19 protein-coding genes and 1 pseudogene are annotated in these 22,476 nt (G+C 72.8%); 7 read left to right on the forward strand and 13 right to left on the reverse strand.

Annotated features, from left to right (window positions below):
* Window positions 1-111: 111 nt before the first annotated feature.
* Window positions 112-315: pseudogene (locus tag NFU81_RS32235) on the forward strand (VOC family protein); the annotation flags it as partial.
* Here the strand turns inward: NFU81_RS32235 and NFU81_RS32240 are convergent.
* From NFU81_RS32240 to NFU81_RS32290, 11 genes are all read right to left on the reverse strand, one after another.
* Complete coding sequence (locus tag NFU81_RS32240; protein ID WP_251498052.1) at window positions 312-788, reverse strand: NUDIX hydrolase; 477 nt, start codon at window positions 786-788, stop codon at window positions 312-314. The pseudogene NFU81_RS32235 and the gene NFU81_RS32240 sit on opposite strands and share 4 nt — an antisense overlap.
* A 304-nt stretch (window positions 789-1,092) precedes the next feature.
* Complete coding sequence (locus NFU81_RS32245) at window positions 1,093-2,385, reverse strand: pectate lyase family protein (protein ID WP_251498118.1); 1,293 nt, start codon at window positions 2,383-2,385, stop codon at window positions 1,093-1,095.
* A 126-nt stretch (window positions 2,386-2,511) separates the two neighbouring features.
* Window positions 2,512-3,858 (reverse strand): ABC transporter substrate-binding protein, encoded by a 1,347-nt coding sequence (locus NFU81_RS32250; protein WP_251498055.1) that lies wholly within the window; start codon window positions 3,856-3,858, stop codon window positions 2,512-2,514.
* A 23-nt stretch (window positions 3,859-3,881) separates the two neighbouring features.
* Complete coding sequence (locus NFU81_RS32255; protein WP_251498058.1) at window positions 3,882-4,700, reverse strand: DUF6807 domain-containing protein; 819 nt, start codon at window positions 4,698-4,700, stop codon at window positions 3,882-3,884.
* Window positions 4,697-5,899, reverse strand: coding sequence for a Gfo/Idh/MocA family protein (locus tag NFU81_RS32260; protein ID WP_251498062.1), 1,203 nt, complete (start codon window positions 5,897-5,899; stop codon window positions 4,697-4,699). Before NFU81_RS32260 ends, NFU81_RS32255 begins: the two co-directional genes overlap by 4 nt.
* 5 nt (window positions 5,900-5,904) lie before the next feature.
* Window positions 5,905-6,804 carry a carbohydrate ABC transporter permease gene (locus tag NFU81_RS32265; RefSeq protein WP_251498064.1) on the reverse strand — a complete coding sequence of 300 codons (900 nt, stop codon included), beginning with the start codon at window positions 6,802-6,804 and terminating at the stop codon, window positions 5,905-5,907.
* Window positions 6,801-7,718 (reverse strand): carbohydrate ABC transporter permease, encoded by a 918-nt coding sequence (locus NFU81_RS32270; protein WP_251498066.1) that lies wholly within the window; start codon window positions 7,716-7,718, stop codon window positions 6,801-6,803. Before NFU81_RS32270 ends, NFU81_RS32265 begins: the two co-directional genes overlap by 4 nt.
* A gap of 76 nt (window positions 7,719-7,794) precedes the next feature.
* Window positions 7,795-9,528, reverse strand: a complete 1,734-nt coding sequence (araD, locus tag NFU81_RS32275) for an L-arabinonate dehydratase (protein WP_251498069.1) — start codon at window positions 9,526-9,528, stop codon at window positions 7,795-7,797.
* Window positions 9,525-10,430 carry a dihydrodipicolinate synthase family protein gene (locus tag NFU81_RS32280; RefSeq protein WP_251498072.1) on the reverse strand — a complete coding sequence of 302 codons (906 nt, stop codon included), beginning with the start codon at window positions 10,428-10,430 and terminating at the stop codon, window positions 9,525-9,527. The genes araD and NFU81_RS32280 overlap by 4 nt, the downstream gene beginning before the upstream one ends.
* Window positions 10,430-11,077, reverse strand: coding sequence for a GntR family transcriptional regulator (locus NFU81_RS32285; protein ID WP_251498075.1), 648 nt, complete (start codon window positions 11,075-11,077; stop codon window positions 10,430-10,432). The genes NFU81_RS32280 and NFU81_RS32285 overlap by 1 nt, the downstream gene beginning before the upstream one ends.
* Window positions 11,078-11,313: 236 nt before the next feature.
* The gene (locus tag NFU81_RS32290) at window positions 11,314-12,027 is read right to left on the reverse strand and encodes a ribonuclease H family protein (protein ID WP_251498078.1); all 714 of its coding nucleotides are present in this window, start codon (window positions 12,025-12,027) and stop codon (window positions 11,314-11,316) included.
* Between the two features lie 127 nt (window positions 12,028-12,154).
* Here NFU81_RS32290 and NFU81_RS32295 point away from each other — a divergent pair, with 127 nt between their 5' ends.
* On the forward strand, window positions 12,155-14,152 hold the full coding sequence (locus tag NFU81_RS32295) for an ATP-binding SpoIIE family protein phosphatase (RefSeq protein WP_251498081.1): 1,998 nt from the start codon (window positions 12,155-12,157) through the stop codon (window positions 14,150-14,152).
* Between the two features lie 50 nt (window positions 14,153-14,202).
* On the opposite strand, the gene NFU81_RS32300 is transcribed toward NFU81_RS32295, so the two are convergent.
* Window positions 14,203-15,570 (reverse strand): NAD(P)/FAD-dependent oxidoreductase, encoded by a 1,368-nt coding sequence (locus NFU81_RS32300; RefSeq protein WP_251498083.1) that lies wholly within the window; start codon window positions 15,568-15,570, stop codon window positions 14,203-14,205.
* Between the two features lie 257 nt (window positions 15,571-15,827).
* On the opposite strand from NFU81_RS32300, the gene NFU81_RS32305 reads away from it, so the two are divergent.
* Window positions 15,828-16,349 carry a hypothetical protein gene (locus tag NFU81_RS32305; RefSeq protein WP_251498086.1) on the forward strand — a complete coding sequence of 174 codons (522 nt, stop codon included), beginning with the start codon at window positions 15,828-15,830 and terminating at the stop codon, window positions 16,347-16,349.
* Between the two features lie 121 nt (window positions 16,350-16,470).
* Here NFU81_RS32305 and NFU81_RS32310 read toward each other — a convergent pair whose 3' ends face one another.
* Window positions 16,471-17,706, reverse strand: coding sequence for an alpha/beta hydrolase family protein (locus tag NFU81_RS32310; protein ID WP_251498087.1), 1,236 nt, complete (start codon window positions 17,704-17,706; stop codon window positions 16,471-16,473).
* A 162-nt stretch (window positions 17,707-17,868) separates the two neighbouring features.
* On the opposite strand from NFU81_RS32310, the gene NFU81_RS32315 reads away from it, so the two are divergent.
* The 4 genes from NFU81_RS32315 to NFU81_RS32330 all read left to right on the forward strand — a co-directional run bounded on the left by NFU81_RS32315 (window position 17,869) and on the right by NFU81_RS32330 (window position 22,445).
* The gene (locus tag NFU81_RS32315; protein ID WP_251498090.1) at window positions 17,869-18,504 is read left to right on the forward strand and encodes an NAD(P)-dependent oxidoreductase; all 636 of its coding nucleotides are present in this window, start codon (window positions 17,869-17,871) and stop codon (window positions 18,502-18,504) included.
* A gap of 87 nt (window positions 18,505-18,591) precedes the next feature.
* Window positions 18,592-19,269, forward strand: a complete 678-nt coding sequence (locus NFU81_RS32320; protein ID WP_251498093.1) for an NAD-dependent epimerase/dehydratase family protein — start codon at window positions 18,592-18,594, stop codon at window positions 19,267-19,269.
* 72 nt (window positions 19,270-19,341) lie between these two features.
* Window positions 19,342-20,085 carry an HAD family hydrolase gene (locus NFU81_RS32325; protein ID WP_251498096.1) on the forward strand — a complete coding sequence of 248 codons (744 nt, stop codon included), beginning with the start codon at window positions 19,342-19,344 and terminating at the stop codon, window positions 20,083-20,085.
* The gene (locus NFU81_RS32330) at window positions 20,082-22,445 is read left to right on the forward strand and encodes a glycoside hydrolase family 65 protein (RefSeq protein WP_251498099.1); all 2,364 of its coding nucleotides are present in this window, start codon (window positions 20,082-20,084) and stop codon (window positions 22,443-22,445) included. The genes NFU81_RS32325 and NFU81_RS32330 overlap by 4 nt, the downstream gene beginning before the upstream one ends.
* Window positions 22,446-22,476 lie beyond the last annotated feature (31 nt).

A 22,476-nucleotide genomic window follows, 5' to 3' on the forward strand; every position in this document is an offset into this window, starting at 1 on the left:
CCGTTCGCGCGCCGGCTCGGCTCTCCCACTCCCGGCCGGGCGGGGCGTGCCCGTGGGCGGGGAAAGCTCCGCCTCCAGGATGGACCGATGGCGTCGATCAAGCAGTTCCAGGTCCCGGTCGGCACCGGGCTCGCGGGTGAGGAGCGCGTGGCCGCGCTGGAGGCCGAGTGCGCGCGGCTGATCGCGTTCGGCGCGGTACGCGTGCGACTCCTGCTTGCCGATGGAGTCAACGAGTCGTGCCTCGTGATGCAGGACGTCGAGGGCAACGGGTTCTGCCTCGACTCAGCGGCGGCGAACGCCGCCGTCAGACTCTAGCGGGTGAGCTCGGCGAGGCAGGCGTCCATGGGTTGGAAGCGTCCCGGAAGGGCTTCGACGAGGTCCCACCAGTGGATGGCTGCGATCTCCTCGTTGGCCTGGAAGTCGCGGAGTTCGGTGCAGTGCCCCGTGAACAGCGCCGCGTATTCGGTGCGCTGGTCAGGCGCCAGTACAGACCTCGCGTAGCCGGCGAACCGCAGCGGCCCGCCGGGCTCCTGCCCACTCTCCTCCCGCAGTTCACGCACAGCCGCCTGACGAAGGGTCTCCCCCTGTTCTATGTGCCCGCCGGGAAGCTCCCAGCACTGGCGGTACCGGTCGAAGACCATGAGGACCCGGCCGGCGTGCCAGAGGGCGACGAGCGCTGCCGGCAGTGGTGCGTCGTCGGGTGGCGTCCTCTCGTTCCCCGGCGTGAAGGAGAGCAGGGAGTTGCCACGGTCATCGGCTGCAAGCGGTGTGTCCTCGGGGTCGGCCATGTCCCGATGATGCCCGGTTCGGCTCGGCGGAAAGCCCTGCGCATGCGGGCATGCCGCAGCCCGGCAGGACCTGGGCGCTGGGGCCGCCCTGGCCCCGTCGCACCGTGCCGGCGGACCCCCGGGGGTTCGCCGGCACGGTTCTGCCCGATCGCGGGTGCGGCAGCAGTGGGGGGATCCGCGGCGGGGGTGCGCACAACCGCTTGCTGGAACTCCACCAGGATTACTGGCGGCACGTCAGCAGGTATCCAGCAAGCGCTTGCGCGTCACGCGAAAAGTCCCCTTGCCGCAATGACGCCGCCCCTCGTCACAGCCGGCCCGCGCCCGCGCCGCCGTCGACGATGTGCGGGACGGAGCGCGGGTCGTCGACGCGGGTGCGCAGTGCGGGCGTCCACCCGGCGCCCTGGGCGATCGGCGTGGCCGGGTTGGCGGCGTTGAAGGCGCCGAGCAGGTCGGCCGGGCGGCCGTTGACGTAGTTGTGGTCCTCCGTCATCGCGGTGCCCTTCCAGTACGCGATGGTCCGGCCGGCGGTGACGCCGGCCGGCAGGGTGAACGCGTTGTCCTCGGCGACCAGTTGGGAATGGAAGCCGACACCGAGGCTGTAGACGTAGTCGGCCGCGTCGGTGACCACGTAGTGGTTGTTGTAGGCGTCGACCTGGCCGAAGCGGACCCGCGGGGCGCGCTCGCCGATGTCCTGGAAGAGGTTGTGGTGCAAGGTGATGCGCAGCTTGCCCGCGTCGGTGGCGGCGGCGCCGTCGCTGTTGCCGAACAGCAGGGTCTTGTCGTGGTCGGTGAAGGCGTTCCAGGAGGCGGTGACGTAGTCCGCGCCCTTGACGACGTCGAGTTCGCCGTCGTGCTGCTGGTAGATCCGCCCGAAGTAGAACGGCTGGTCGGCGTCGGGGCGGCGGCCGTCGGTGAAGGTGTTGTGGTCGACCCAGACGTGGGTCGAGCCGGTGACGACGAGGTTGTCGTACTCGGAGTTCCAGTTGCCGGTGTCGCCGTCGGTGGGGTCCCACTGCGGGAAGCAGTCGAAGGCGTCCTCGAAGGCGAGGTTGCGGACGATGACGTTGTCGGAGCCGCTGACCTGGAGGTCGAGGCCCAGCAGCCGGGGGTTGCGGCCGACGCCGACGACGGTGGTGTTGGAGCCGACCTTCAGCTCGACCCGGGCGGCCTGCTTGGCGGCCGACGCGGCGCGGGCGTCCTCCTGCGGGCCGGTCGGCACCTCGTCCATGCCCCACACGGCCGGGTCGTACGCGGCGAGGTAGGCGTCCAGGCTGTAGCCGTCGGTGGCGTAGGCGTCGCAGGACAGCGGGGCGCCGGTGTCGTCGGCGTTGCCGTCGATGGTCCCGGAGACCTGGATGATCTTGGGGGTGGCGCTGCCGTTGTCCAGGGCGGCGGCCAGCTCGGCGCGGTTGGTGACGGTGAAGACGTGCGCCTGGTCGGCGGCTGCGCCGCCGGTGGTGCCCGCGCCCTGCGAGGCCCAGCCGTCGCCGGCCGGCAGCGCCTGCCGGGCGTAGTGCGGCAGCCGTGCGCCGGTCCCGCAGTGCGCGGGGGCGGCGGCGAGCATCAGGGGGGCGGTGGAGACCAGGAGGGCGATCATCGGGACATGGCTCTTGCGCACTGCGGCTCCCGTGGGGGGTGAAAGAGGTTTCGAGGTGAAGGAGAGGGCGGAAGGGGCGGCCGCGGCGGGGGCCGGCGCCGGGTGGGCCGGCCCCCGCCCCGGGGCTCACTTCTTGTGGTGCTGGGCGAAGTCCGCCTGGGCGTCGTTGATCTTGCCGGCGAGCTCGTCCGCGAAGTCCTTCGCGGTCATCTTGCCGAGCAGGACCTTCTGGAAGTCCGGTTCCGTGTCGGCCTTGGTGATGTTGTTCCAGTCCGGCAGGTAGTAGGGGAACTGCACGATCTTGGTGTTGGGGTCGTTCAGCGAGTCCATCGCCACCTTGGTGGGCCTGGAGTCGTTGATCCACGCGTCTTGCTCGGCACCGGTGTTGGCCGGGATGGAGGCCGCCGACTGGCTCCAGAGGCTGTTCATCGGCGCCGAGGCGGCGAACTCGATGAACTTCCAGGCCGCGGCCTTGTTCTTGCCCGACTTGAACAGCCCCAGGCCGTCGACCGGGTTGGAGACGACGGTCCGCACCCCGCCGTCCTGCGAGGGCGGCAGGGGTATGCCGTCGACCTTGTCCTTGCCCAGGGCCTTGAGGTGGTCGTTGTACGAGCCGAGGTTGTGCTGCAGCATGCCGACGTTGCCGTGGTCGAACTCGGCGACCATGTTGACGAAGTCGTTGTTCAGGTCGGCCTCGGGGGTGGCCTTCTTGTACAGGCCGACGTACTTCTCCAGCGCGGCGATGTTCTTCGGGTCGTTGACGGTGGTCTTGTCGCCGTCCCAGAAGTCCTGGATGCCGGACTGGGCGTACATCATCTCCAGGGCCTGGGCGATCGAGCCCTTGCCGCCGCGGATGGTGAAGCCGAACTTGTTGTCCGAGGCGCTGGTGAGCTTGTCCGCGGCCGCGTAGAAGGCCGACCAGGTGGTGGGCGGCTGGAGGCCCGCGGCGCTGAAGAGGTCGGTGCGGTACCAGATGGTGCCCTGGTTGGCGGAGGTCGGGACCTCGTACATCTCCTTGCCCTGGCCGCCCGCCGCCTGGACGCTGGTGACCATCCCGTTGACGAGCTTGCCCTTGAGGTCGCTCTTGTCGATGCGGTCGCCGACGGGCTCCAGCGCGTCCTGCGCCACCATGTTGGCCAGGTACGCCGTGCCGACCCCGCCGACGTCGGGCAGCCCGCCGCCGGCGATGGCGGTGTCGTACTTCTTCTGCACGTCGGCGATCGGGATGCCGACGTACTCGACCTGGATGTCGGGGTACTTCTTCGTGAACGCGGCGATGATCTGCTTCCAGACGTCGGTGCGCACACCGCCGTTGTTGTCCCAGAAGACGATCTTCCCCTTGCCGCTGCCCTCGTCGCCGGAGCCGCCGCTGCCGGAGTCACCGCAGGCGGTGGCGGTCAGGGCGAGTGCTGCGACGAGGGCGATGCCGGCGGCCGGCCGGGCTCTGCGCTGTCTGTGCTGCGGTCGTGACATGGCGGCTCTTTCGGTTGTCGGGATCATCGGGTGGTACGGGCGGCGAGCGCGGCGGCCTCGTCGGGTCCGAGGCGGCCGTCGGCGACGGCGGTGACGACGCGCCGGGTGAGGGTGCCGCCCGCGGGTACGGTCAGCGGGGTGCGCCAGGCCAGTGCGGACCCGACGCCGGGGTATTCGCGGGTCCTGACGAACCAGGGGTCGGCCGCGCGCAGCACGAGCGTCCACCGCTCGCCGGCCAGCGCGAGCCAGTCGGCGCGGCTGCCGTGCACCGCGTCCTCCCCCGCCGCGTCGGCGGTGAAGACCAGCGGCGGGGCGCCGGTGCGGGGCGCGCGCCAGAAGAAGCCGCCGTACCCGGCGCCGGGGCGGCCGTTGGTGGCGGGGCTGCCGATGCGCAGCGGCTCCGCCGTGGAGTTGGCCAGCGTGAAGGCCAGGTCCAGCTCCCATGCGGTGGAGGAGAGCCGGCGGGTGCGCAGGGTGCGTTCCTCGCGCAGCAGTTCGGTCCCGTCCGCGGTCCAGGACAGCTCCTCGGTGAAGCCGTCGTCGTCCTGCCAGGTGAAGCGGAGGTGGCGCTGCTCGCCGTGGTTGTCCAGTTCGGTGGGTCCCCGGTCGCGCACGTAGGTCCTGCCGCCCCAGAAGTTGCGCCCGGCCACGTCCGGCACCGCGATGCCCGCGCCGAGGTGGTGCGGGTGGTCGTCGGGCATCACCTCGGTGACCGCGGTGCCGCCCAGGGTGGTCAGCGGGTGCAGGTACGGGCGCGGGGACAGCCGTCCCTCGATGTCGGGCCGGTGGACGTACGTGCCCACCGTGTGCCCGCCGCAGCGCAGCGGCAGGCCCGCGGTCACCGGTGCACCGCCGTCCGCCGCGCGGTGGCGGCCCAGGGCGCGCCCAGCTCGGAGAAGGTCGCCAGGCGCTCGGCGGCCTCGGCGACCAGGTCGTCGACGCCGTCCACCACCCGGCGGTGGGAGCGCTCCCCCGCTATGGCATACCAGAGGGACCCGGGGACCGGCTGCGGATCGGGCGCGGTGCGTACGGCCTCGACGACCCGCATGAAAGCGCCGGTGACCTGCGGCGGTACGAGCAGGCCGGTGCCGTCCGCGCGGTGCGCCAGCAGGTTCTCCAGCAGGTCGGTACGGCCGTGCACCCGCTCCTCCGGGCCGTGTCCGGCGCGCTGCAGCAGCACCCGGTCCTGCTTGTACCACAGGGTGATCCGGCCCCTGCTGCCGTGCACCACGACGTATGGTTCCGCCGCCTCCGCCGCGCACAGGGTGGCGGCCACCACGATCCTGGTGCCGCGCGAGGTGCGGATGCGCACGCAGGAGGTGTCGTCCGACTCGATGTCGTTGGCACGGTACAGCTCGGTGCCGATCTCGGCGACGTCCTGCTCGCGGCTGCTGCCGTCCAGGTGCAGGGCGGTGGCCACCGCATGCGCGAGCGGGTTGGTCAGCACACCGTCGACCACGTCGGTGCCGGCCAGCCGGCGGTGCCCCGACCAGGCGGCGCGGGTGAAGTAGTGCTCCTCGCGCACCCAGTTGCCGGCCGCGCCGATGCCGCGCACCTCGCCGACGGCGCCGTCCTCGATGAGCGTGCGCACCGAGGTGACCGCGTGCGAGCCCAGCGACTGGAAGCCGATCTGGCAGGCCCGGTCGGTGCCGTCGAGGCCGGTGAGCAGCCGCCGGTACTCGGCGAGCGAGGGTGCGGGCGGCTTCTCCAGCAGGATGTCCGCGCCGCGGGCGGCCGCGGTCAGCGCCAGGTCGGTGTGGGTGTGGATCGGGGTGCAGACGATCGCCGCGCGGGCGCCGGTCCGCTCGATCAGCTCGCCGAGGTCGGTGCCCTGCTCGGGACGGCCGAGCCGGGTCAGCTCGGCGGCCTCCAGCGGCTGGACGTCGCACACGCCGGCCAGCCGCACGATGCCGCGGGCCGCCAGGCGGCGCAGGTTGGCCAGGTGCCAGGCGCCGTGGCCGCGCCCGCCGGCCAGCACGACACGCACCGGTTCGCGGCCCGGGGCCGCCGGGGTACGGCTCAGAGCGTTCATGGCGTTCATGCCCGTCATCCCTTCACCGCGCCGGCGCTGAAGCCGGTGATCAGCCACTTCTGGATGAAGGCGAAGACGATCACCACGGGCACCGCCGCGATGACGCCGCCCGCCGCCAGCGCGCCCAGGTCGACGCTGTCGGCGCCGATCAGGGTGTTCAGGCCGACCGGGATCGTCTGCTTGTCCTGCTCGCTGAGGAACATCAGCGCGAACAGGAAGTGGTTCCAGCTGTGTACGAAGGCGAAGGAGCCGACGGCGACGAGGCCTGGCCGCAGCATCGGCAGCACCACCGCGAAGAAGGCCCGCAGCCGGGTGCAGCCGTCGACCCAGGCGGCCTCCTCCAGCGCCTCGGGTATGCCGCGGATGAATCCGCTCAGCAGGATGACCGACAGCGGCAGCTGGAAGACCGTCTCCGAGATGACCACGCTCCACAGCGAGTTGATCAGCTGCAGGTGCCGGAAGATCTGGAAGAGCGGGACGAGCATCAGCGCGCCGGGGACGAACTGCGAGCACAGCAGGGCGATCAGGAAGGCGGTCCTGCCCTTGAAGCGGAAGCGGGCCAGGGCGTATCCGCCGCTGAGCGCGACCACGGTGGTGAGGATCAGGGTGGCGACCCCGACCAGCATGCTGTTCTGGAAGAAGGTCCCGAAGGACCGGTCGTTCCAGACCTTGTCGAAGTGCGCGCCGGTGGCCGGCCACGGCACCAGCGAGGTCGAGCCGTCCGGCCGTACCGCGAAGAGCAGCATCCAGTAGAACGGGACCAGGGTGAACAGCAGGTACAGGCCGAGCGGGAGGTAGATCTGCCAGCGCGGCGGGCCGTCGGCGGGCCCGCGCCCGCGGCGCCGGCCGCGGCGGGTGCCCGGGACGGCGGCGACCGGTACGAGGGCGCCTTCCTCGACGAGTGCGGCGGTCATGCGCGGTCGCCTCCGAACTTGCTCAGGCGCAGGTAGAGGACGGAGAAGAACAGCAGGATCACGAAGGCGACCGTGGTCAGCGCCGACGCGTAGCCGAAGTCGTGTCCGTCGAGGCCGGTGTTGGCGACGTAGAGCGGCAGCGTGGTGGTCTGGCCCGCGGGTCCGCCGCCGGTCAGTGTGTAGAGCAGGTCGACGTTGTTGAACTCCCAGACCGCGCGCAGCAGTGTGGACAGCACGATGGCGTCCTTCAGGTGCGGCAGGGTGATGTGGAACAGCTGCCGCAGCCGTCCCGCGCCGTCCACGGACGCCGCCTCGTACAGGTCCCCGGGGATCGACTGGAGGTCGGCGAGCAGCAGGATCGCGAAGAAGGGGACGCCGCGCCACAGTTCGGCCAGCACCGCCGCCCAGAAGACGGTGTGCGGGTCGGACAGCAGCGAGTGCCCGTAGGAGCCGATCCCGGCGTCGGCCAGGTAACGGGTCATGCCCGTCGAGGGGTTGTAGAGCAGCATCCAGATCGTGGTGGTCAGCACCCCCGAGACCGCCCACGGCGAGAAGACCAGGGCGCGGGACAGGCCGCGGCCGACGAAGGTCTGGTTGACCAGCAGGGCCAGGGCCAGGCCGATGAGGAGCTGGAGTGCGATCTCCACGACGACCCAGCGCACGCTGAAGTTGAGGCTGTGCCAGAACTGCGGGTCGTCGGTGAAGATCCGGGTGAAGTTGGACATGCCCGCGAAGCCGTTGCGCCACGGCTTGGTGACGTTGTAGTCCTGCAGGCTGTAGTAGAGGACGCTGATCATCGGATAGGCGATGAAGGCCAGCATCAGCAGGGCTGCCGGGGCTATCAGCAGATACGGAAGGCGCCGGGTGCGCCGTCTGCGGTTCTCGACTGGGTGCTTCGCCACGGCGATGGCCATGACCGGGGGCTCCTTCGCTACGGAGGGCGTGTGCCGGGAGGCTCGGTCGCCCGGACGGACGGGTGGGCGGCCTGGGTCAGCCCGCGTAGGGTTCCGGGACCTGGCCGGGTGCGGCCAGGAAGCGGAAGTCGCAGCCGGTGTCGGCCTGGGTGATCTGCTCCTGGTAGAGCGCGCCGTAGCCGCGGCCGTAGCGCGCCGGCGGCGCCTGCAACTCGGCCCTGCGGCGGTCGAGTTCGGCCTCGGGGACGTCAAGGCGCAGGGTGCGGGCCGGTACGTCGAGGGTGACGGGGTCGCCGGTGCGGACCAGCGCGAGCGGCCCGCCGACGTAGGACTCGGGGGCGACGTGCAGGACGCAGGCGCCGTAACTGGTGCCGCTCATGCGGGCGTCGGAGATCCTGACCATGTCGCGGACCCCTTGCTTGAGCAGGTGGTCGGGGATCGGGAGCATGCCGTACTCGGGCATGCCGGGGCCGCCGAGCGGACCGGAGTTGCGCAGCACCAGCACGCTGTCCTCGGTGATGCCGAGGCCGGGGTCGTTGATGGTGGCCTGCAGGGTCTTGTAGTCGTCGAAGACGACGGCGGGCCCGGTGTGGGTGAGCAGGTGCGGCTCCGCGGCGATGTGCTTGATGACCGCGCCGTCCGGGCACAGGTTGCCGCGGAGCACCGCGATCCCCCCCTCGCCGGCCAGCGGTTCGTCTGCGGTGCGGATGACGTCGTCGTGGTGCACGGCGGCGCCGGCCAGCTGGTCGCGCAGGGTGGCGTGGCCGACGGTGGGCCGGTCCAGGTGCAGCAGGCCGGTGATCCTGGACAGCAGTCCCGGCAGGCCGCCGGCGAAGTGGAAGTCCTCCATCAGGTACCGGCCGCCGGGGCGTACGTTGGCGAGCACCGGGACCGTGCGGGCGAGCCGGTCGAAGTCGTCCAGGGTGAGCGTGACGCCGGAGCGGCCGGCCATCGCGATCAGGTGGATCACGGCGTTGGTGGAGCCGCCGAGCGCCAGCACGGTGGTGACGGCGTCCTCGTAGGCCTCGCGGGTGAGGATCGCGGAGGGCCTCAGGTCGCGCCGCACCAGCTCGACGATGCGGGCGCCGCTCGCCGCCGCCATCCGCTCGTGCCCGGAGTCCACCGCGGGTATCGAGGACGCGCCGGGCATCGTCATGCCGAGCGCCTCGGCGGCGGCGGTCAGGGTGGAGGCGGTGCCCATCGTCATGCAGTGGCCGGCGGAGCGGGCGAGCCCGCTCTCCAGTTCGGCCATCTCGCAGTCGCCGATCAGCCCCGCGCGCTTGTCGTCCCAGTACTTCCACATGTCGGTGCCGGAGCCCAGCACCTGGTCGCGCCAGTGCCCCGGCAGCATCGGTCCCGCGGGCACGAACACGGCCGGCAGGTCGGCACTGGCGGCGCCCATCAGCAGCGCGGGGGTGGTCTTGTCGCAGCCGCCGAGCAGCACCGCGCCGTCCACCGGGTAGGAGCGCAGCAGCTCCTCGGCCTCCATCGCCAGCAGGTTGCGGTAGAGCATCGGGGTGGGCTTCTGGAACGTCTCGGACAAGGTGGCGACCGGGAACTCCAGCGGGAAGCCGCCGGCCTGCCACACCCCGCGCTTGACGGCCTGGGCGCGGTCGCGCAGGTGGCTGTGGCAGGGGTTGATGTCCGACCAGGTGTTCAGCACCGCGATCACCGGCTTGCCGAGGTGCTCCTCGGGCAGGTAGCCGAGCTGCCTGGTCCTGGCCCGGTGGCTGAACGCCCGCAGGCCGTCTCCCTCGTACCAGCGGCTGCTGCGCAGCTGCGCGGGGCCGGTCGCGCCGTCGCCGGTCACAGTCCCCAGCCCTCCACCGCGGCGGCCACCTCGGCCCGGCGGACCTCGGGGAGCGCGCTGCTGGGCGGCCGCACCTCGCGGCGGCACAGGCCGAGGGCTGCCAGCGCCTCCTTGACCACGGTCACGTTGTCCGCGGACTGCCGGGCCGCGCGCAGGTCCTCGAAGGCGCGGATCTGCTCCCAGACCTTCATCGCCGCCGGGTAGTCGCCGGCCCGCAGCGCGGCGAGCATGTCCAGCGAGATCCGCGGCGCGACATTGGCCAGGCCCGAGGTGAAGCCGCTCGCGCCGGCCGCGAAGTAGGCGGGCGCGTACAGCTCGGCCAGGCCCGCGAGCCAGACGAAGCGGTCCAGGCCGGCGTCCCGGGCGAAGGCGGCGAAGCGCGCGGCGTCCGGCACCGCGTACTTCACGCCGATCACGTTGGCGCAGCTCTCGCCCAGTTCCGCCAGCCGGCTGCCGTCGAGCAGCGGGTTGCGGATGTAGGGCACCACGCCCAGCTCCGGTACGGCCTCGGCGATGGCGCGGTGGTAGGCCACCCAGCCGTCCTGCGAGACGTACGGGTGCACGGGCTGGTGCACCATCACCATCTGCGCGCCGCAGTCCCTGGCGTGCTCGGCAGCGCCGATCGCGGACGGCAGGTCGTGGCCGACGCCGACGATCACGGTCGCCGGGTGGTGCGCGGCCTCGGCGAGGGTGTCCTGCACGACCACCTGCCGCTCCTGCGGGGTCAGGGCGTAGAACTCGCCGGTGTTGCCGTTCGGCGTGACGGTGCCGATGCCGCCGTCCAGCAGCCGGCGCAGCAGCAGCCGGTAGGCGGGTCTGTCGATACCGCCGCCGGTGCCGAACGGGATCACCGGGATCGCCACCACACCGGCGAGTGCGGTCGTGAGCGCGGACCGGTCCATCACAGACCCTCCTGGTCGTCGGGGAACGCTCGGCGGACGAAGTCCGCGATGTGCGCGTGCAGCAGCCGGGCCGCCTCCTGCGCGTCGCCGGCCAGGGCGACCCGCAGGATCTCCTGGTGCTCGTGCGCCTCCCGCTCCCACGACGGGTCGGCGGCCCAGGCGACGGTGGAGACCAGGGCCGCCTGGTCGCGGACCTCGTCGAGCATCCTGGCCAGCAGCGGATTGCCGCACGGCAGGTACAGGGCGCGGTGGAAGTCCCGGTTGGCCAGGCTGCGGTCGGCCCGGTCCTGCGCCTCCTCGGCCCGCACCAGCGCCTCCTGCGCCGCGGCCAGCGAGGCGTCGAGGGTGATGGTCCTGCGCAGCGCCTCGGGTTCGAGCAGCAGGCGTACGTCGTAGACCTCGCGGGCCATGGCGGCGTCCACGGTCCGTACGGTGACGCCCTTGTACTGGCTCATGACCACGAGCCCGGTCCCGGCCAGCGTCTTCAGCGCCTCGCGCACCGGGGTCTTGGACACCCCGAACTGTGCCGCCAGGTCCGCCTCGACCAGGGCCTGCCCCGGGCTGAGCTGCCCGGTGAGGATGCGGTGCTTGATCGCCTCCAGGACGTACTGCGTCCGGGAGGGGATCGGGGTGGGGGCGAAAGTCATGGGGCTCTCAGATCTCGCGTATGACGTCTCATATATGACGTACGAAGTACGACGCGATGAAAGTAGGGCCACCGGAAGCGGGCGTCAATGCCCCGCGCGCGATCGTCTCGCGGGCGCCGCGCGGGCCGCGGGTGCGCGCGAACGCCGCCGCCCCCGTCACCGCGGGATGCGCGGGTGACGGGGGCGGCGGCCGGGTGCCGGGACGTCTCGGCCGGTCAGCGGCGGGTCTGAGCAGGTCAGCGGCAGTCGGGGTGGCCCCAGCCGTCGGCGTTCTTGGTGATCGGCTCGCCCGCGGCATAGGCGCGGCCGCAGCGGCAGCGCCCGGGGTACTTCGCCTTGAGCGTGCGCGGGGCGCCGCCACCGGAGGTGCCGCCCGAGGATCCGCCGGACGAGCCCCCCGAGGAGCCCGAGCCCGAGGCGCGCGGCGCGGCCTTGCGTACGGTGTCGGGTGCGCGCGGCGGCAGCGGCGAGCCGAGGCCGCTGCCCGCGGGCTCCTGGACGACGGCGGCGTGGCTGGCGGCGCGGTCGGCGAAGTCGTTGAGCCGGTCGCCGTCCACCTGGTGCGCGGGCACGTAGCGGAAGTCCACCGAACGGCCGGTCAGCAGCGTGTCGATCCGTACGACCAGTTCCTGGTTGGCGACCGGTTTGCCCGCGGCGGTCTTCCAGCCCTTGCGCTTCCAGCCGGGCAGCCAGGTCGTGACGGCCTTCATCGCGTACTGCGAGTCCATCCGGACCTCCAGCGCGACGTCCGGGTCGACGGCCCCCAACAGCTGTTCGAGCGCGGTCAGTTCCGCGACGTTGTTGGTCGCGGTGCCCAGCGGCCCGGCCTCCCAGCGGACCGGTTCGCCCCGGTCGTCCGCGATGACCCAGGCCCATGCCGCAGGCCCCGGATTGCCCTTCGATGCCCCGTCACACGCGGCAATGATGCGTTCACCCACGACTCCGAGCATGCCAGGAGACCGTACGGGTCAGCACATCGCCCCCCACCGCCGCGCCGGGCGCTCCGCGTGCGAGGACCGCGGACGTCACCGAGCATGGGTACGGACAGGTCCAACCCCTGGGGCGAGAGGGCGCCGGATGGGCAAGGGAGCAGAGGGTCCGGCGGAGCACGGGAGGTCGCCGGCCGGGTCCCCGAACGAGCCTGTCGCCGCCGAGGCCGAGCCCGGCACCCCGGGAGCGGAACCGGGGAAGGACAGCGCGGAACTGCGGCAGATCGACACGATGAACCGGTTCCGGCCCGATCCGGCCGGCCACCCCGCCGCGGCCGATTCCGCGACCGGGGCCGACGCCGGCCGCGTCCCGCCGCGACGGCGGGACGCGCTGCTGCTGGAGACCGGCCACGACCTCGCGGAGGCCGAGTCGCTGTCCGCCGCTCTCAGGACGGTGACCGGGCTCTTCGACCCGGACTTCAGCATCGACGGCCTGGTGGTCTTCGGCGTCACCGACAAGTTCCTCAACGTGATCGGCCAGTACGGCTTCCGCACCCGCGACTCCCTGGGGGTCTTCCGGATGCCGGTCACGTCGGCCTTCCCCGCCAACGAGGTGGTCAGGTCGGGGCGGCCGGTCTACCTGTCCTCCCCCCGCGAGTACCGCGAGCGCTTCGCGGGCACCTGGCCGCTGGCCGCCAGGTTCGGCCGGAAGTCGTGGGCGTTCCTGCCGCTGGTGGCCTCCGGGCGGATCAGCGCGGTGTGCCTGATCGCCTTCCGCCGGCCGATGGAGTTCACCGCCGACGAGCGGGCGCTGCTGGTGCTGACCGCCCGGCTGGTCGCCCAGGCGCTGGAGCGGACCAGGACCAGCAGCGCGGAGCTGGCCCTGTCCCGCGGGCTGCGGCGCAGCATGGGCGCGGCGGCGCCGGCGGTGCCGGGGCTGTCGGTGGCCACCCGCTACGTGCCGACCGGCGGCGGCCTGGTGGTGGGCGGCGACTGGTACGACGTGATCAACCTGCCGGGCGGCCGGCTGGCCGTGGTGATCGGCGACGTGCAGGGCCACGACGTGCACGCGGCCGGGCTGATGGCGCAGCTGCGTACCGCCGTGTACGCCTACGCCGCCGAGGGCCATGGTCCTGACGCGGTGCTGTCCAGGGCGTCCCGTTTCCTCGCCGCACTGGACGAGGACCGCTTCGCCACCTGCCTCTACATCGAGGCGGAGCCGTCCACCGGGATGCTGCACATCGCCAGGGCCGGCCATCCGCACCCGGTGCTGCGGCTGCCGGACGGCACCTGCATGCTCAAGCACGTCGGCGGCGGCCTGCCGCTGGGCCTGATGCCGGGCACCGAGGACTACCCGGTCACCGACCTGGAGCTGCACCCCGACGAGATCCTGATGCTGTGCACCGACGGGCTGATCGAGACCGGCGGGCACGACATGTACAGCGGCTGGATCCGGGTCAGGGACGCGATGTCCCCGGGGTCGGCGAGCGATCTGGAGGGCATCGCCGAGCGCCTGATCCGCGCGGTCCACGACCCGCTGCAGCAGCCTGCCCGGCAGGCCTCGGGCGAGGGCCACGAGCGGGAGCCGGACGCCGCCGGTGTCCGCGCCGATCTGGCGCCGCGCAACGAAGACGACATCGCGCTGCTGCTGCTGCGCCGCGACGCCGGGGTGCAGCAGCGGGTGGTGCCCGAGCGCAAGCTCGTGCTGACCATCGAGCAGGACCAGGCCGAGGGCCTGTCCGAGGCGCGGGCCGAGCTGCAGGCGCTGCTGCACGACTGGGCGCAGCCCGACCAGGTGGACACCGCGGTGCTGCTGACGTCGGAGCTGGTGGGCAACGTGCTGATGCACACCGACCAGTCGGCGGCGCTGAACGCGTCGATGACCGGCGAGCCGGGCCGCCGCGTCCTGCGGGTGGAGGTCTCGGACAACGGCGACGAGCTGCCGCACCAGCGGACCCCCGGCGAGATGGCGTCCTCGGGCCGCGGGCTGATGCTGCTCGACATCCTGTCCGGCCAGTGGAGCGTGCGGCCGGAGTCGGAGGGCAAGACGGTGTGGTTCTCGCTGTGGGAGGACGAGGAGTCCACCGAGGAGGATCCGGCCGGCTCGCGGACCCCGGCCCAGCCGCCGGCCGACCTGCACGACTGAGACCGCCCGGCAGGCCCGGAGGGGCGCGGGGCGGTCTCAGTCCTGGGCGGTCAGCAGTTGCGCGCCGTCGCGTCGGCGACCTGCTTGCGCAGCTCCTCGGGCGACAGATACGCGTCGGTGAACTCGAAGTCGGCCAGTGTGGCGGGCTTGCGGGACTGGAAGCCGGTGCGCACGAAGTCGGCGTTGGCCACGGCGTGGAGCAGCCAGTTGGTCATCACCCGGGTCTTGGCGACGTTCGTGCGCAGCGCCGACCAGTGGTAGCCGCGGGCGACGGCCTGGGCGGGCATGCCGCGCATCTCGATGCCGAACGGCTTGGAGACCGCATCCCGGCCGCCGAGGTCGACGACCAGGCCCAGGTCCTTGTGCCGGTAGGGCTGCAGCGGCTGGTTGCGGATCGCCGCGATGACGTTGTCGGCGACCTTCTTGCCCTGCCGCATGGCGTGCTGCGCGGTGGGCGGGCAGACCGCGCCCTCCTCGCCCTTGGCCAGGTCGGGTACGGCCCCGGCGTCGCCGAGCGCGTAGACCCCGTCGGCGCCCGGCAGCGTCATCTCCGCGGTCACGGCGAGCCGGCCGCGTACGGTCTCCGCGCCGAGGGTGGCGATCAGCGGGCTCGCCACGACACCCGCGGTCCAGATCAGGGTGCGGCAGGGCACCACCCGGCCGTCGGTGAAGGTGACCTCCTCCGCGCTTGCCTTGGCGATCGACACCCCGAGGGAGATCTCCACGCCCCGGTCGGTGAGGATCTTCTGCGCGCTCTTCCCTAGCTTCTCGCCCAGCTCCGGCATCAGCTGCGGTGCGATGTCGATGAGGTGCCACTTGATCAGCTTGGGGTCGAGCCGCGGGTAGCGGCGCAGCGCGGTGGTGGTCAGCTGCTGGAGGCAGGCCGCGGTCTCGGTGCCGGCGTAGCCGCCGCCGACGACGACGAACTGCAGCCGGGAGGCCCGCTCGGCCTCGTCGCGCGAGGCGTCGGCGAGGTCGAGCTGCGCGATCACGTGGTCGCGCAGGTAGGCGGCCTCGGCGAGGGTCTTCATCCCGCGGGCGTGCTCCTCCAGGCCGGGGATGTCGAAGGTGCGGGTGATGCTGCCGGGGGCCAGCACGATGTGGTCGTAGGCCTCGTTGACGATCTCGTCCGTCAGCGTGCGCACCACGCACACCTTGGCCTTGGTGTCCACGCCGATCGCGCCGCCGGGGATGATCCGGGTGCGGTACTTCTTGCTGCGGCGCAGCGACAGGGCGATCGACTGCGGCGTCAGCATGCCGGAGGCGACCTGCGGCAGCAGCGGCAGGTAGAGCTGGTAGGAGAACGGGGTCACCAGGCAGATGTCCGCCTCGTCCTTGCTGAGGTTGCGCTCCAGCCGGCGCACGCACCCGACGCCGGCGAAACCGGCGCCCACCACGAGGATCTTCGGTCGTGCCACGATGTCCGTCCCTTCTGGGGGCTGCCTGCGGTCGACAGGACGCCTGCCCGTCTGTCGCGGCTTCGCACCTCCTGTCCTACCGCGCCCTCAGCCGCCCCGCCAGCGGGGTGGTACGACCGGGCGCCGGCGGCAGCAGGCTGCCGACGGCCGGGGTCGGTTCGGTCCCGGGCTCGCTAGCATGCTGGTGCTCCCGCACGGTTCGCCCCTTCGCCACCCGGGGTCGCGAACGGCCCCGGTCCCCCATTCCGGAGGTAGACATGCGCAGCAGGAACCACCACTTACGCTCCTTTGGCACCGTCGCGGCCCTCGCCGTGCTGGCCGGTACGGTCGGCCTGTCCTCGGCCGGCGCCGCCGCGGTCTCACCGCTGCCGATCGGCCCGGGGCAGACCTTCGTCGGGCAGGTCAACGGCGCGACGATCGACGCGGTCATCAAGGTCGGCTGCTTCGGCCCGGTGACACCCACCTCGACCGGGCACCCGGTCTCCGGCCAGACGGTGTCGGTGCAGCTGGTCTCGGGCACCGCCCCCGACAAGGCGACCGTCGGCTACACCGGCACGTCGGCCACGCGCGACCTGGTCGGCTTCGGCCCCGCCGTCTCGGCGGCGCCGGACACCGAGATCAAGGCCTACGGGCTCAGCGTGGCGATCCCGGCGACGCTGAACCTGCCCTGCTACGGCACCGGCACGGTCGCCTTCGTCCCGGCGCCGACCAGCCCGACCGCGCAGACCGCCACGGTCGACGTCACGTACGTCAGCATCGGCGTCACCCCCGGGAGCTGAGTCCGGCGCCGGCGGAGCCGGCCACCGGGCCGCTGTCCTCGTCGCCCGGTGCGCCGGCGGCGGAGCGGGCGACGAGACGGCCGGGACGGCCTGCGGCCCCTGCTGGGGGGCGGCGGCGCCGTCAGGAGAAGAAGCGCACCTCCGGGTGGTGCGGCCACGGCCCGTCCAGCAGGCCGTGGTCGTCGCGGCCGCGCAGCCAGCGGTCGAAGAAGGCCGCAAGGCAGACCCGCTGGTCACGGACCGCGCGCCACGGGTCGACGGTGCCGACGTTCGCCGTGACGGCGTCGGCGGGCAGGTGCAGGCGGCGGGCGATCTGCGGGATGAGCGTCTCGGCGTCGGTGTACGTCGCATGCTCGGCGCCGACCAGGCTCAGGCCCCGGTGCCAGCCGCGGCTGTGCCGCCACAGCGCGTCCCAGGAGGGCACCGTGCGGCGGGTGTTGCCGTCCTTGCCGACCAGCAGGAACGGGCGGTCCAGGCCGCCTTCCGCCACCGGTGAGAGGTAGCCGCGGTCGGGGTCGTCCATGACGTAGGCGGTGACGCCGTCGAAGTTCGCGCCGGCCGCGATCCGCGGGTCCTCGTACATCGCCTGGAGCGCGGTGAAACCGCCCGCGGACTGGCCGAACATCCCGACCCGCCCGAAGTCCGGCAGGTCGCGCAGCGAGGGGGGCAGCGCCTGCGGCAGCCGGTCGAGGACGAAGCGGACGTCGGCGACCCTGGCCTGCAGGACCTTGCGCAGCAGCGGCGCCACCCGTGCCGGGTCCGGGTGCTCGGGGTCGGGTACGACCTCGGCGAACTCGGCGGGCAGCACGCTGCGTTCGACCCGGCCGCCGGGGAATTCCACGGCGGCCGCGTCGTAGGTGTGGTCCACCGCCAGCACCGCGTAGCCGCGCGAGGCGAGGTCGTCGCACAGGGTGCTGTTCAGCGAGCGCGGGTCGCCCGCGCCCGGCGAGTAGAGCACCAGCGGGAAGCACCCCGCGGCCGGCGGCGTGCCCGGGTGCGCGTGGGTGAGGGTGGCGGCCCAGTCCACCTCGGCGGCCGGCACCCCGGTGTAGCCGGCCAGCTCGGCGAACCCGGCGGCCTCCCCCGGCAGCATCTGCGGGGCGCCCGGCCGGCCACCTGTGCGGGCGGCCGGGTAGCGCAGGCTCACCATCAGCTCGCGGTAGGGCTGTGCCACCCACGGGTCGGGGCGTACGGTGTCGACCAGCCGCAGCGCGACCGTTCCCACGGCGTACGGGCCGCTCGGGGCCGGCAGCCGCAGCCGGCCGGTGCCGCGCGGCGCCGCGGAGGCGGCCGGGATCGATACGGCGGACAGGGCTGCGGCGGCTGCCGACAGGACGGCGGCGCGGCGTGTCTGCAAAACGGCTCCTGAGGTCCGTGCGAAGGTGACGACCGCTTCATCCTTGCCGCCGTGCGCCGCCTTCCCCATCCGGCTGGCCGGTCGGTCGACCGGGGGAGAACCCGACTGCCGCACCCGGCGGCGGGCCGCACGGCGGCGCCCGGCGAGCACCAGGAGGACACCATGCGGATCGCGGTCTTCGGCAGCACCGGCGCCACCGGGCGCCAGGTCGTCGCGCAGGCACTGGCCGCGGGCCACGAGGTGACCGCCTTCCTGCGCGACGACTCCAAGGCGCCACCGGCCAGAGACGGCCTGCGGGTGGTGATCGGTCAGGTGACGTCGGATCAGGACGCGGTGACCGCCGCGGTGACCGGCGCCGACGCCGTGGTCAGCGCGCTGGGCGTGGAGCGCAGCTGGCAGGGCCTGCGCGCGCCGGCGTTGATGGCCGAGGCGACGCCGCGGATCGTCGGCGCCATGGAGGAGGCGGGCGTCGACCGCGTGGTCTGGCTGTCCGGCCTCGGTGTCGGCGACACCCTGGCGCAGGTGCCCGCGCTGCCGCGGCTGAGCTACCGGGCGCTGCGCCGGGTCTACGCCGACAAGGCCGCGGGCGAGGAGCTGCTGCGCCGCAGCCCGCTGGCCTGGACGCTGGTGTACCCGGTGATGCTCACCAACCGCGCCCGCACCGGCCGCTACCGGCACGGCGAGCGGCTGGAGCTGCGCGGCGTGCCGACGGTGTCGCGGGCCGACGTCGCCGACTTCATCCTCGGCCGGCTCACCGCGGGCGACTACCTGCGCAAGATCGCGGTCATCGCCGACTGACCCGCCCGGCAGGGGCGTTACTATCGTCCGGCCCGCAGGTGCGACCCCGCACCTGCAAGGACGACGGGGAAGGCGGCTGCGACCGCGATGAAGGTGGTGGTCTTCGGTGCCTCGGGCATGGTCGGGCACGGTGTGCTGCGGGCCTGCCTGCTGGACGGCGAGGTGACCGAGGTGGTCACGGTCGGGCGCAGCCCGCTGGGCGTCGAGCACCCCAAGCTGCACGAGGTCACCCACGCGGACTTCACCGACCTGTCGGCGGTCGCCGGCGAGCTGGCCGGCGCCGACGCGTGCTTCTACTGCCTGGGAGTCTCCACCGCCGGGCACACCGCCGAGGTCTACCAGCGGGTCACCTACGACTTCCCGCTGGCCGCCGCCCGGCTGATGGCGGCCGGCAACCCCGAGCTGACCTTCACCTACGTCTCGGGCGCGGGCACCGACAGCACCGAGCAGGGCCGGACTGCCTGGGCGAGGGTCAAGGGCCGTACCGAGAACGCGCTGCTGGCGATGGACATGCGGGCGTACATGTTCCGGCCCGGCTGGATCAGGCCGATGCACGGCGCGGTCTCCCACACCCGCGCCTACCGGGTCATCTACGCGCTGACGTCCTGGCTCTACCCGCTGGTGCACCGGATCGCGCCCGACCAGGTCACCACCACCGAGCTGCTCGGCCGGTCGATGCTGGCCGTCGTACGCCTGGAGGGCGCCGGGCCGCACATCCTGTCGTCGCGGGACATCAACCGGCTGGGCGCCCAGCGAGCGGCCTGACCGTTCGGCGAGTCGGGCGGACTTCCCGGCCGCGGGACATACCCGGCGGATGTTGCGGGCACAAGCTGCGTCATGACCGAGATCGGCCTGCCCAGCGGCATCCGCGCCTGCCTCTTCGACCTCGACGGGGTCCTCACTCCGACGGCGCTGGTGCACGCCGCCGCGTGGAAGGAAACCTTCGACGACTTCCTGCGCCACCTCGAAGGCCCCGAGTTCCAGCCCTTCGACGCCGCCACCGACTACGACGAGTACGTGGACGGGCGGCCGCGCGCCGACGGGGTCCGCACCTTCCTGGCCTCGCGCGGCATCGAGCTGCCCGAGGGCGACGAGGACGACCCGCCCGACCACGACACCGTCCACGGCCTGGGCAACCGCAAGAACGTCATCGTGCTGGACAAGATCCACCAGGAGGGCGTCGAGCCCTACCCGGGGTCGGTCCGCTTCGCCGAGGCGGTACGGGCCGCGGGGCTGCGCACCGCCGTGGTGTCCTCCAGCGCCAACTGCCGCGACGTCCTGGTGGCCGCCGGCATCGAGCAGCTGATGGACGTGCGGATCGACGGGAACGTCGCCAGGGAGCGGGGCCTGCGCGGCAAACCGAAGCCCGACACGTACCTGGAGGCGGCGAGCGACCTGGGCATCGGCCCGGACGAGGCCGCGGTCTTCGAGGACGCGCTGGTCGGCATGGACGCCGGGCGGGCCGGGCGGTTCGGCTACGTGGTGGGGGTGGACCGCACGGGGCAGGCCGAGGAGCTGCGGCGGCACGGCGCCGACACGGTGGTGGCCGACCTGGGCGACCTGCTGGGGGCCACCGCGTGATCATCGACGCGGCCTACGAGGTCTCCCCCTGGTCGCTTCGCGAGACCGAGCTGAACCTGGACCTGCTGCCGCAGAGCGAGTCGGTCTTCGCCCTGTCCAACGGGCACATCGGCTGGCGCGGCAACCTCGACGAGGGCGAGCCCAACGGCCTGCCAGGCACGTATCTCAACGGGCTGCACGAGCTGCACCCGCTGCCGTACGCGGAGGGCGGCTACGGCTACCCGGAGTCCGGGCAGACCGTCATCAACGTCACCAACGGCAAACTCATCAGGCTGCTGGTCGACGACGAGCCGTTCGACCTGCGCTACGGCACCGTCCGCCGGCACGAGCGGGAGCTCGACATGCGGGCCGGGGTGCTGCGCCGGATGTGCGAGTGGGTGTCGCCCGCCGGGCGGGCGGTGCGGGTGGTCTCCACCCGGATGGTGTCCTTCCAGCAGCGTGCGGTCGCCGCGATCTCCTACGAGGTCGAGCCGCTGGACGACGAGGTGCGGGTGGTGGTCCAGTCGGAGCTGGCCGCCAACGAGGACGTGCCTCACTCCCCCGGGGACCCGCGGGTGTCGGCCGCGCTGCAGTCGCCGCTGCGGCTGGAGGAGCACTCGGCGGCGGGCACCCGGCTGCGCCTGGTGCACTCCACGACCCGCAGCCGGCTGCGCCTCGCGGTCGCCGCCGACCACCGGGTCGAGGGTCCCGACGGCACCACCCAGGTCTCCGCGGACTCCGGCGACGACGTGAGCCGGCTGACCGTCACCTCGGTGCTCAAGGCGGGGCAGCGGCTGCGGCTGGAGAAGTTCGTCGCCTACGGCTGGTCGGCGACGCGTTCGCTGCCCGCGCTGCGCGACCAGGCCGACGCGGCGCTGGTGGGCGCGCGCGACACCGGCTGGCAGGGCCTGCTGGACCAGCAGCGGGAGTATCTGGACGACTTCTGGGAGCGGGCCGACGTCGAGGTGGACGGCGACACCGAGATCCAGCAGGCGGTTCGCTTCGCGCTCTTCCATGTGCTCCAGGCCGGCGCGCGGGCGGAGGAGCGGGCCATTCCCGCCAAGGGCCTGACCGGGTCCGGTTACGACGGCCACACCTTCTGGGACGCCGAGACCTTCGTGCTGCCGCTGCTGGCGTTCACCTCGCCGCGGGCCGCCGCCGAGGTGCTGCGCTGGCGGTACAACATGCTGCCGGCCGCGCAGGACCGGGCGCGTCAACTGGGCCTGGACGGCGCCGCCTTCCCGTGGCGGACGATCAACGGCGACGAGGCGTCCGGCTACTGGCCGGCCGGCACCGCGGCCTTCCACATCAACGCCGACATCGCCGACGCCGTGGTCCGCTACGTCGCCACCACCGGCGACGAGGCCTTCGAGCGCGACACCGGTCTCGAACTGCTGGTGGAGACCGCCAGGTTGTGGCGTTCGCTGGGCCACCACGACCACGCGGGCGCCTTCCACATCGACGGGGTCACCGGTCCTGACGAGTACAGCGCCCTCAGCGACGACAACGCCTTCACCAACCTGATGGCGCAGGCGAACCTGACCGCGGCGGCGGACTCGGCCGAGAAGCACCCGCGGCACGCGGCGGCGCTCGGCGTCACCGACGAGGAGACGGCCGCCTGGCGGGACGCGGCGGCGGCGATGACGCTGCCGTACGACGACGACCTCGGGGTGCACGAGCAGTCCGCCGGCTACACCAAGCACCAGACCTGGGACTTCGCCGGCACCGGCGAGGACCGCTACCCGCTGATGCTGCACTACCCGTACTTCGACCTCTACCGCAAGCAGGTGGTCAAGCAGGCCGACCTGGTGCTGGCGATGTACCTGCGCGGCGACGCCTTCACCGCCGAGCAGAAGTTCCGCAACTTCGCCTACTACGAGCCGCTGACGGTCCGCGACTCGTCGCTGTCCGCCTACTGCCAGTCGGTGATCGCCGCCGAGGTCGGGCATCTGCAGCTGGCCTACGACTACCTCGGCGAGTCCGCGATGATGGACCTGGAGGACCTGGAGAACAACGCCCGCGACGGGCTGCACATCGCGGCGCTGGCCGGCACCTGGACCGCGCTGGTGGCGGGCCTGGGCGGGATGCGGCTGTTCGACGGCGACTCCATCCGCTTCGCGCCGCGGCTGCCCGAGGCGCTCAGCCGGATCGCCTTCCGGCTGCTCTTCCGCGGCAGGCGGCTGAAGGTGGAGGTGGGCAGGAAGTCGGCGACGTACACGCTGGCCGCGGGCGAGCCGCTGGAGATCCTGCACTTCGAGCAGCCGTTCACCCTCACCGTGGAGCAGCCGGTGGTCCGCGACCTGCCCGCCGTCAACCACCGGCCGCCTCCCGAGCAGCCACCGGGCCGCGCCCCGATGCGCCGCCCGCAGCACCTGCAGTAGCCCGCCGATCCGCGTCCACCGGGGCCGTGCC

The sequence above is a fragment of the Actinacidiphila cocklensis genome, assembly GCF_907177275.1.
Classification (GTDB): domain Bacteria; phylum Actinomycetota; class Actinomycetes; order Streptomycetales; family Streptomycetaceae; genus Actinacidiphila; species Actinacidiphila cocklensis.

Bases quoted from the DNA above. Each gene is read 5' to 3' on its own strand.
- NFU81_RS32270 (WP_251498066.1), bottom strand. From the start codon at position 7,718: ATGGCCATCGCCGTGGCGAAGCACCCAGTCGAGAACCGCAGACGGCGC.
- NFU81_RS32280 (WP_251498072.1), bottom strand. From the start codon at position 10,430: ATGGACCGGTCCGCGCTCACGACCGCACTCGCCGGTGTGGTGGCGATC.
- NFU81_RS32260 (WP_251498062.1), bottom strand. From the start codon at position 5,899: ATGAACGCCATGAACGCTCTGAGCCGTACCCCGGCGGCCCCGGGCCGC.
- NFU81_RS32245 (WP_251498118.1), bottom strand. From the start codon at position 2,385: ATGATCGCCCTCCTGGTCTCCACCGCCCCCCTGATGCTCGCCGCCGCC.
- NFU81_RS32305 (WP_251498086.1), top strand. From the start codon at position 15,828: ATGCGCAGCAGGAACCACCACTTACGCTCCTTTGGCACCGTCGCGGCC.
- NFU81_RS32285 (WP_251498075.1), bottom strand. From the start codon at position 11,077: ATGACTTTCGCCCCCACCCCGATCCCCTCCCGGACGCAGTACGTCCTG.
- NFU81_RS32320 (WP_251498093.1), top strand. From the start codon at position 18,592: ATGAAGGTGGTGGTCTTCGGTGCCTCGGGCATGGTCGGGCACGGTGTG.
- NFU81_RS32265 (WP_251498064.1), bottom strand. From the start codon at position 6,804: ATGACCGCCGCACTCGTCGAGGAAGGCGCCCTCGTACCGGTCGCCGCC.
- NFU81_RS32290 (WP_251498078.1), bottom strand. From the start codon at position 12,027: ATGCTCGGAGTCGTGGGTGAACGCATCATTGCCGCGTGTGACGGGGCA.
- NFU81_RS32250 (WP_251498055.1), bottom strand. From the start codon at position 3,858: ATGTCACGACCGCAGCACAGACAGCGCAGAGCCCGGCCGGCCGCCGGC.
- NFU81_RS32315 (WP_251498090.1), top strand. From the start codon at position 17,869: ATGCGGATCGCGGTCTTCGGCAGCACCGGCGCCACCGGGCGCCAGGTC.
- NFU81_RS32325 (WP_251498096.1), top strand. From the start codon at position 19,342: ATGACCGAGATCGGCCTGCCCAGCGGCATCCGCGCCTGCCTCTTCGAC.
- NFU81_RS32240 (WP_251498052.1), bottom strand. From the start codon at position 788: ATGGCCGACCCCGAGGACACACCGCTTGCAGCCGATGACCGTGGCAAC.
- NFU81_RS32295 (WP_251498081.1), top strand. From the start codon at position 12,155: ATGGGCAAGGGAGCAGAGGGTCCGGCGGAGCACGGGAGGTCGCCGGCC.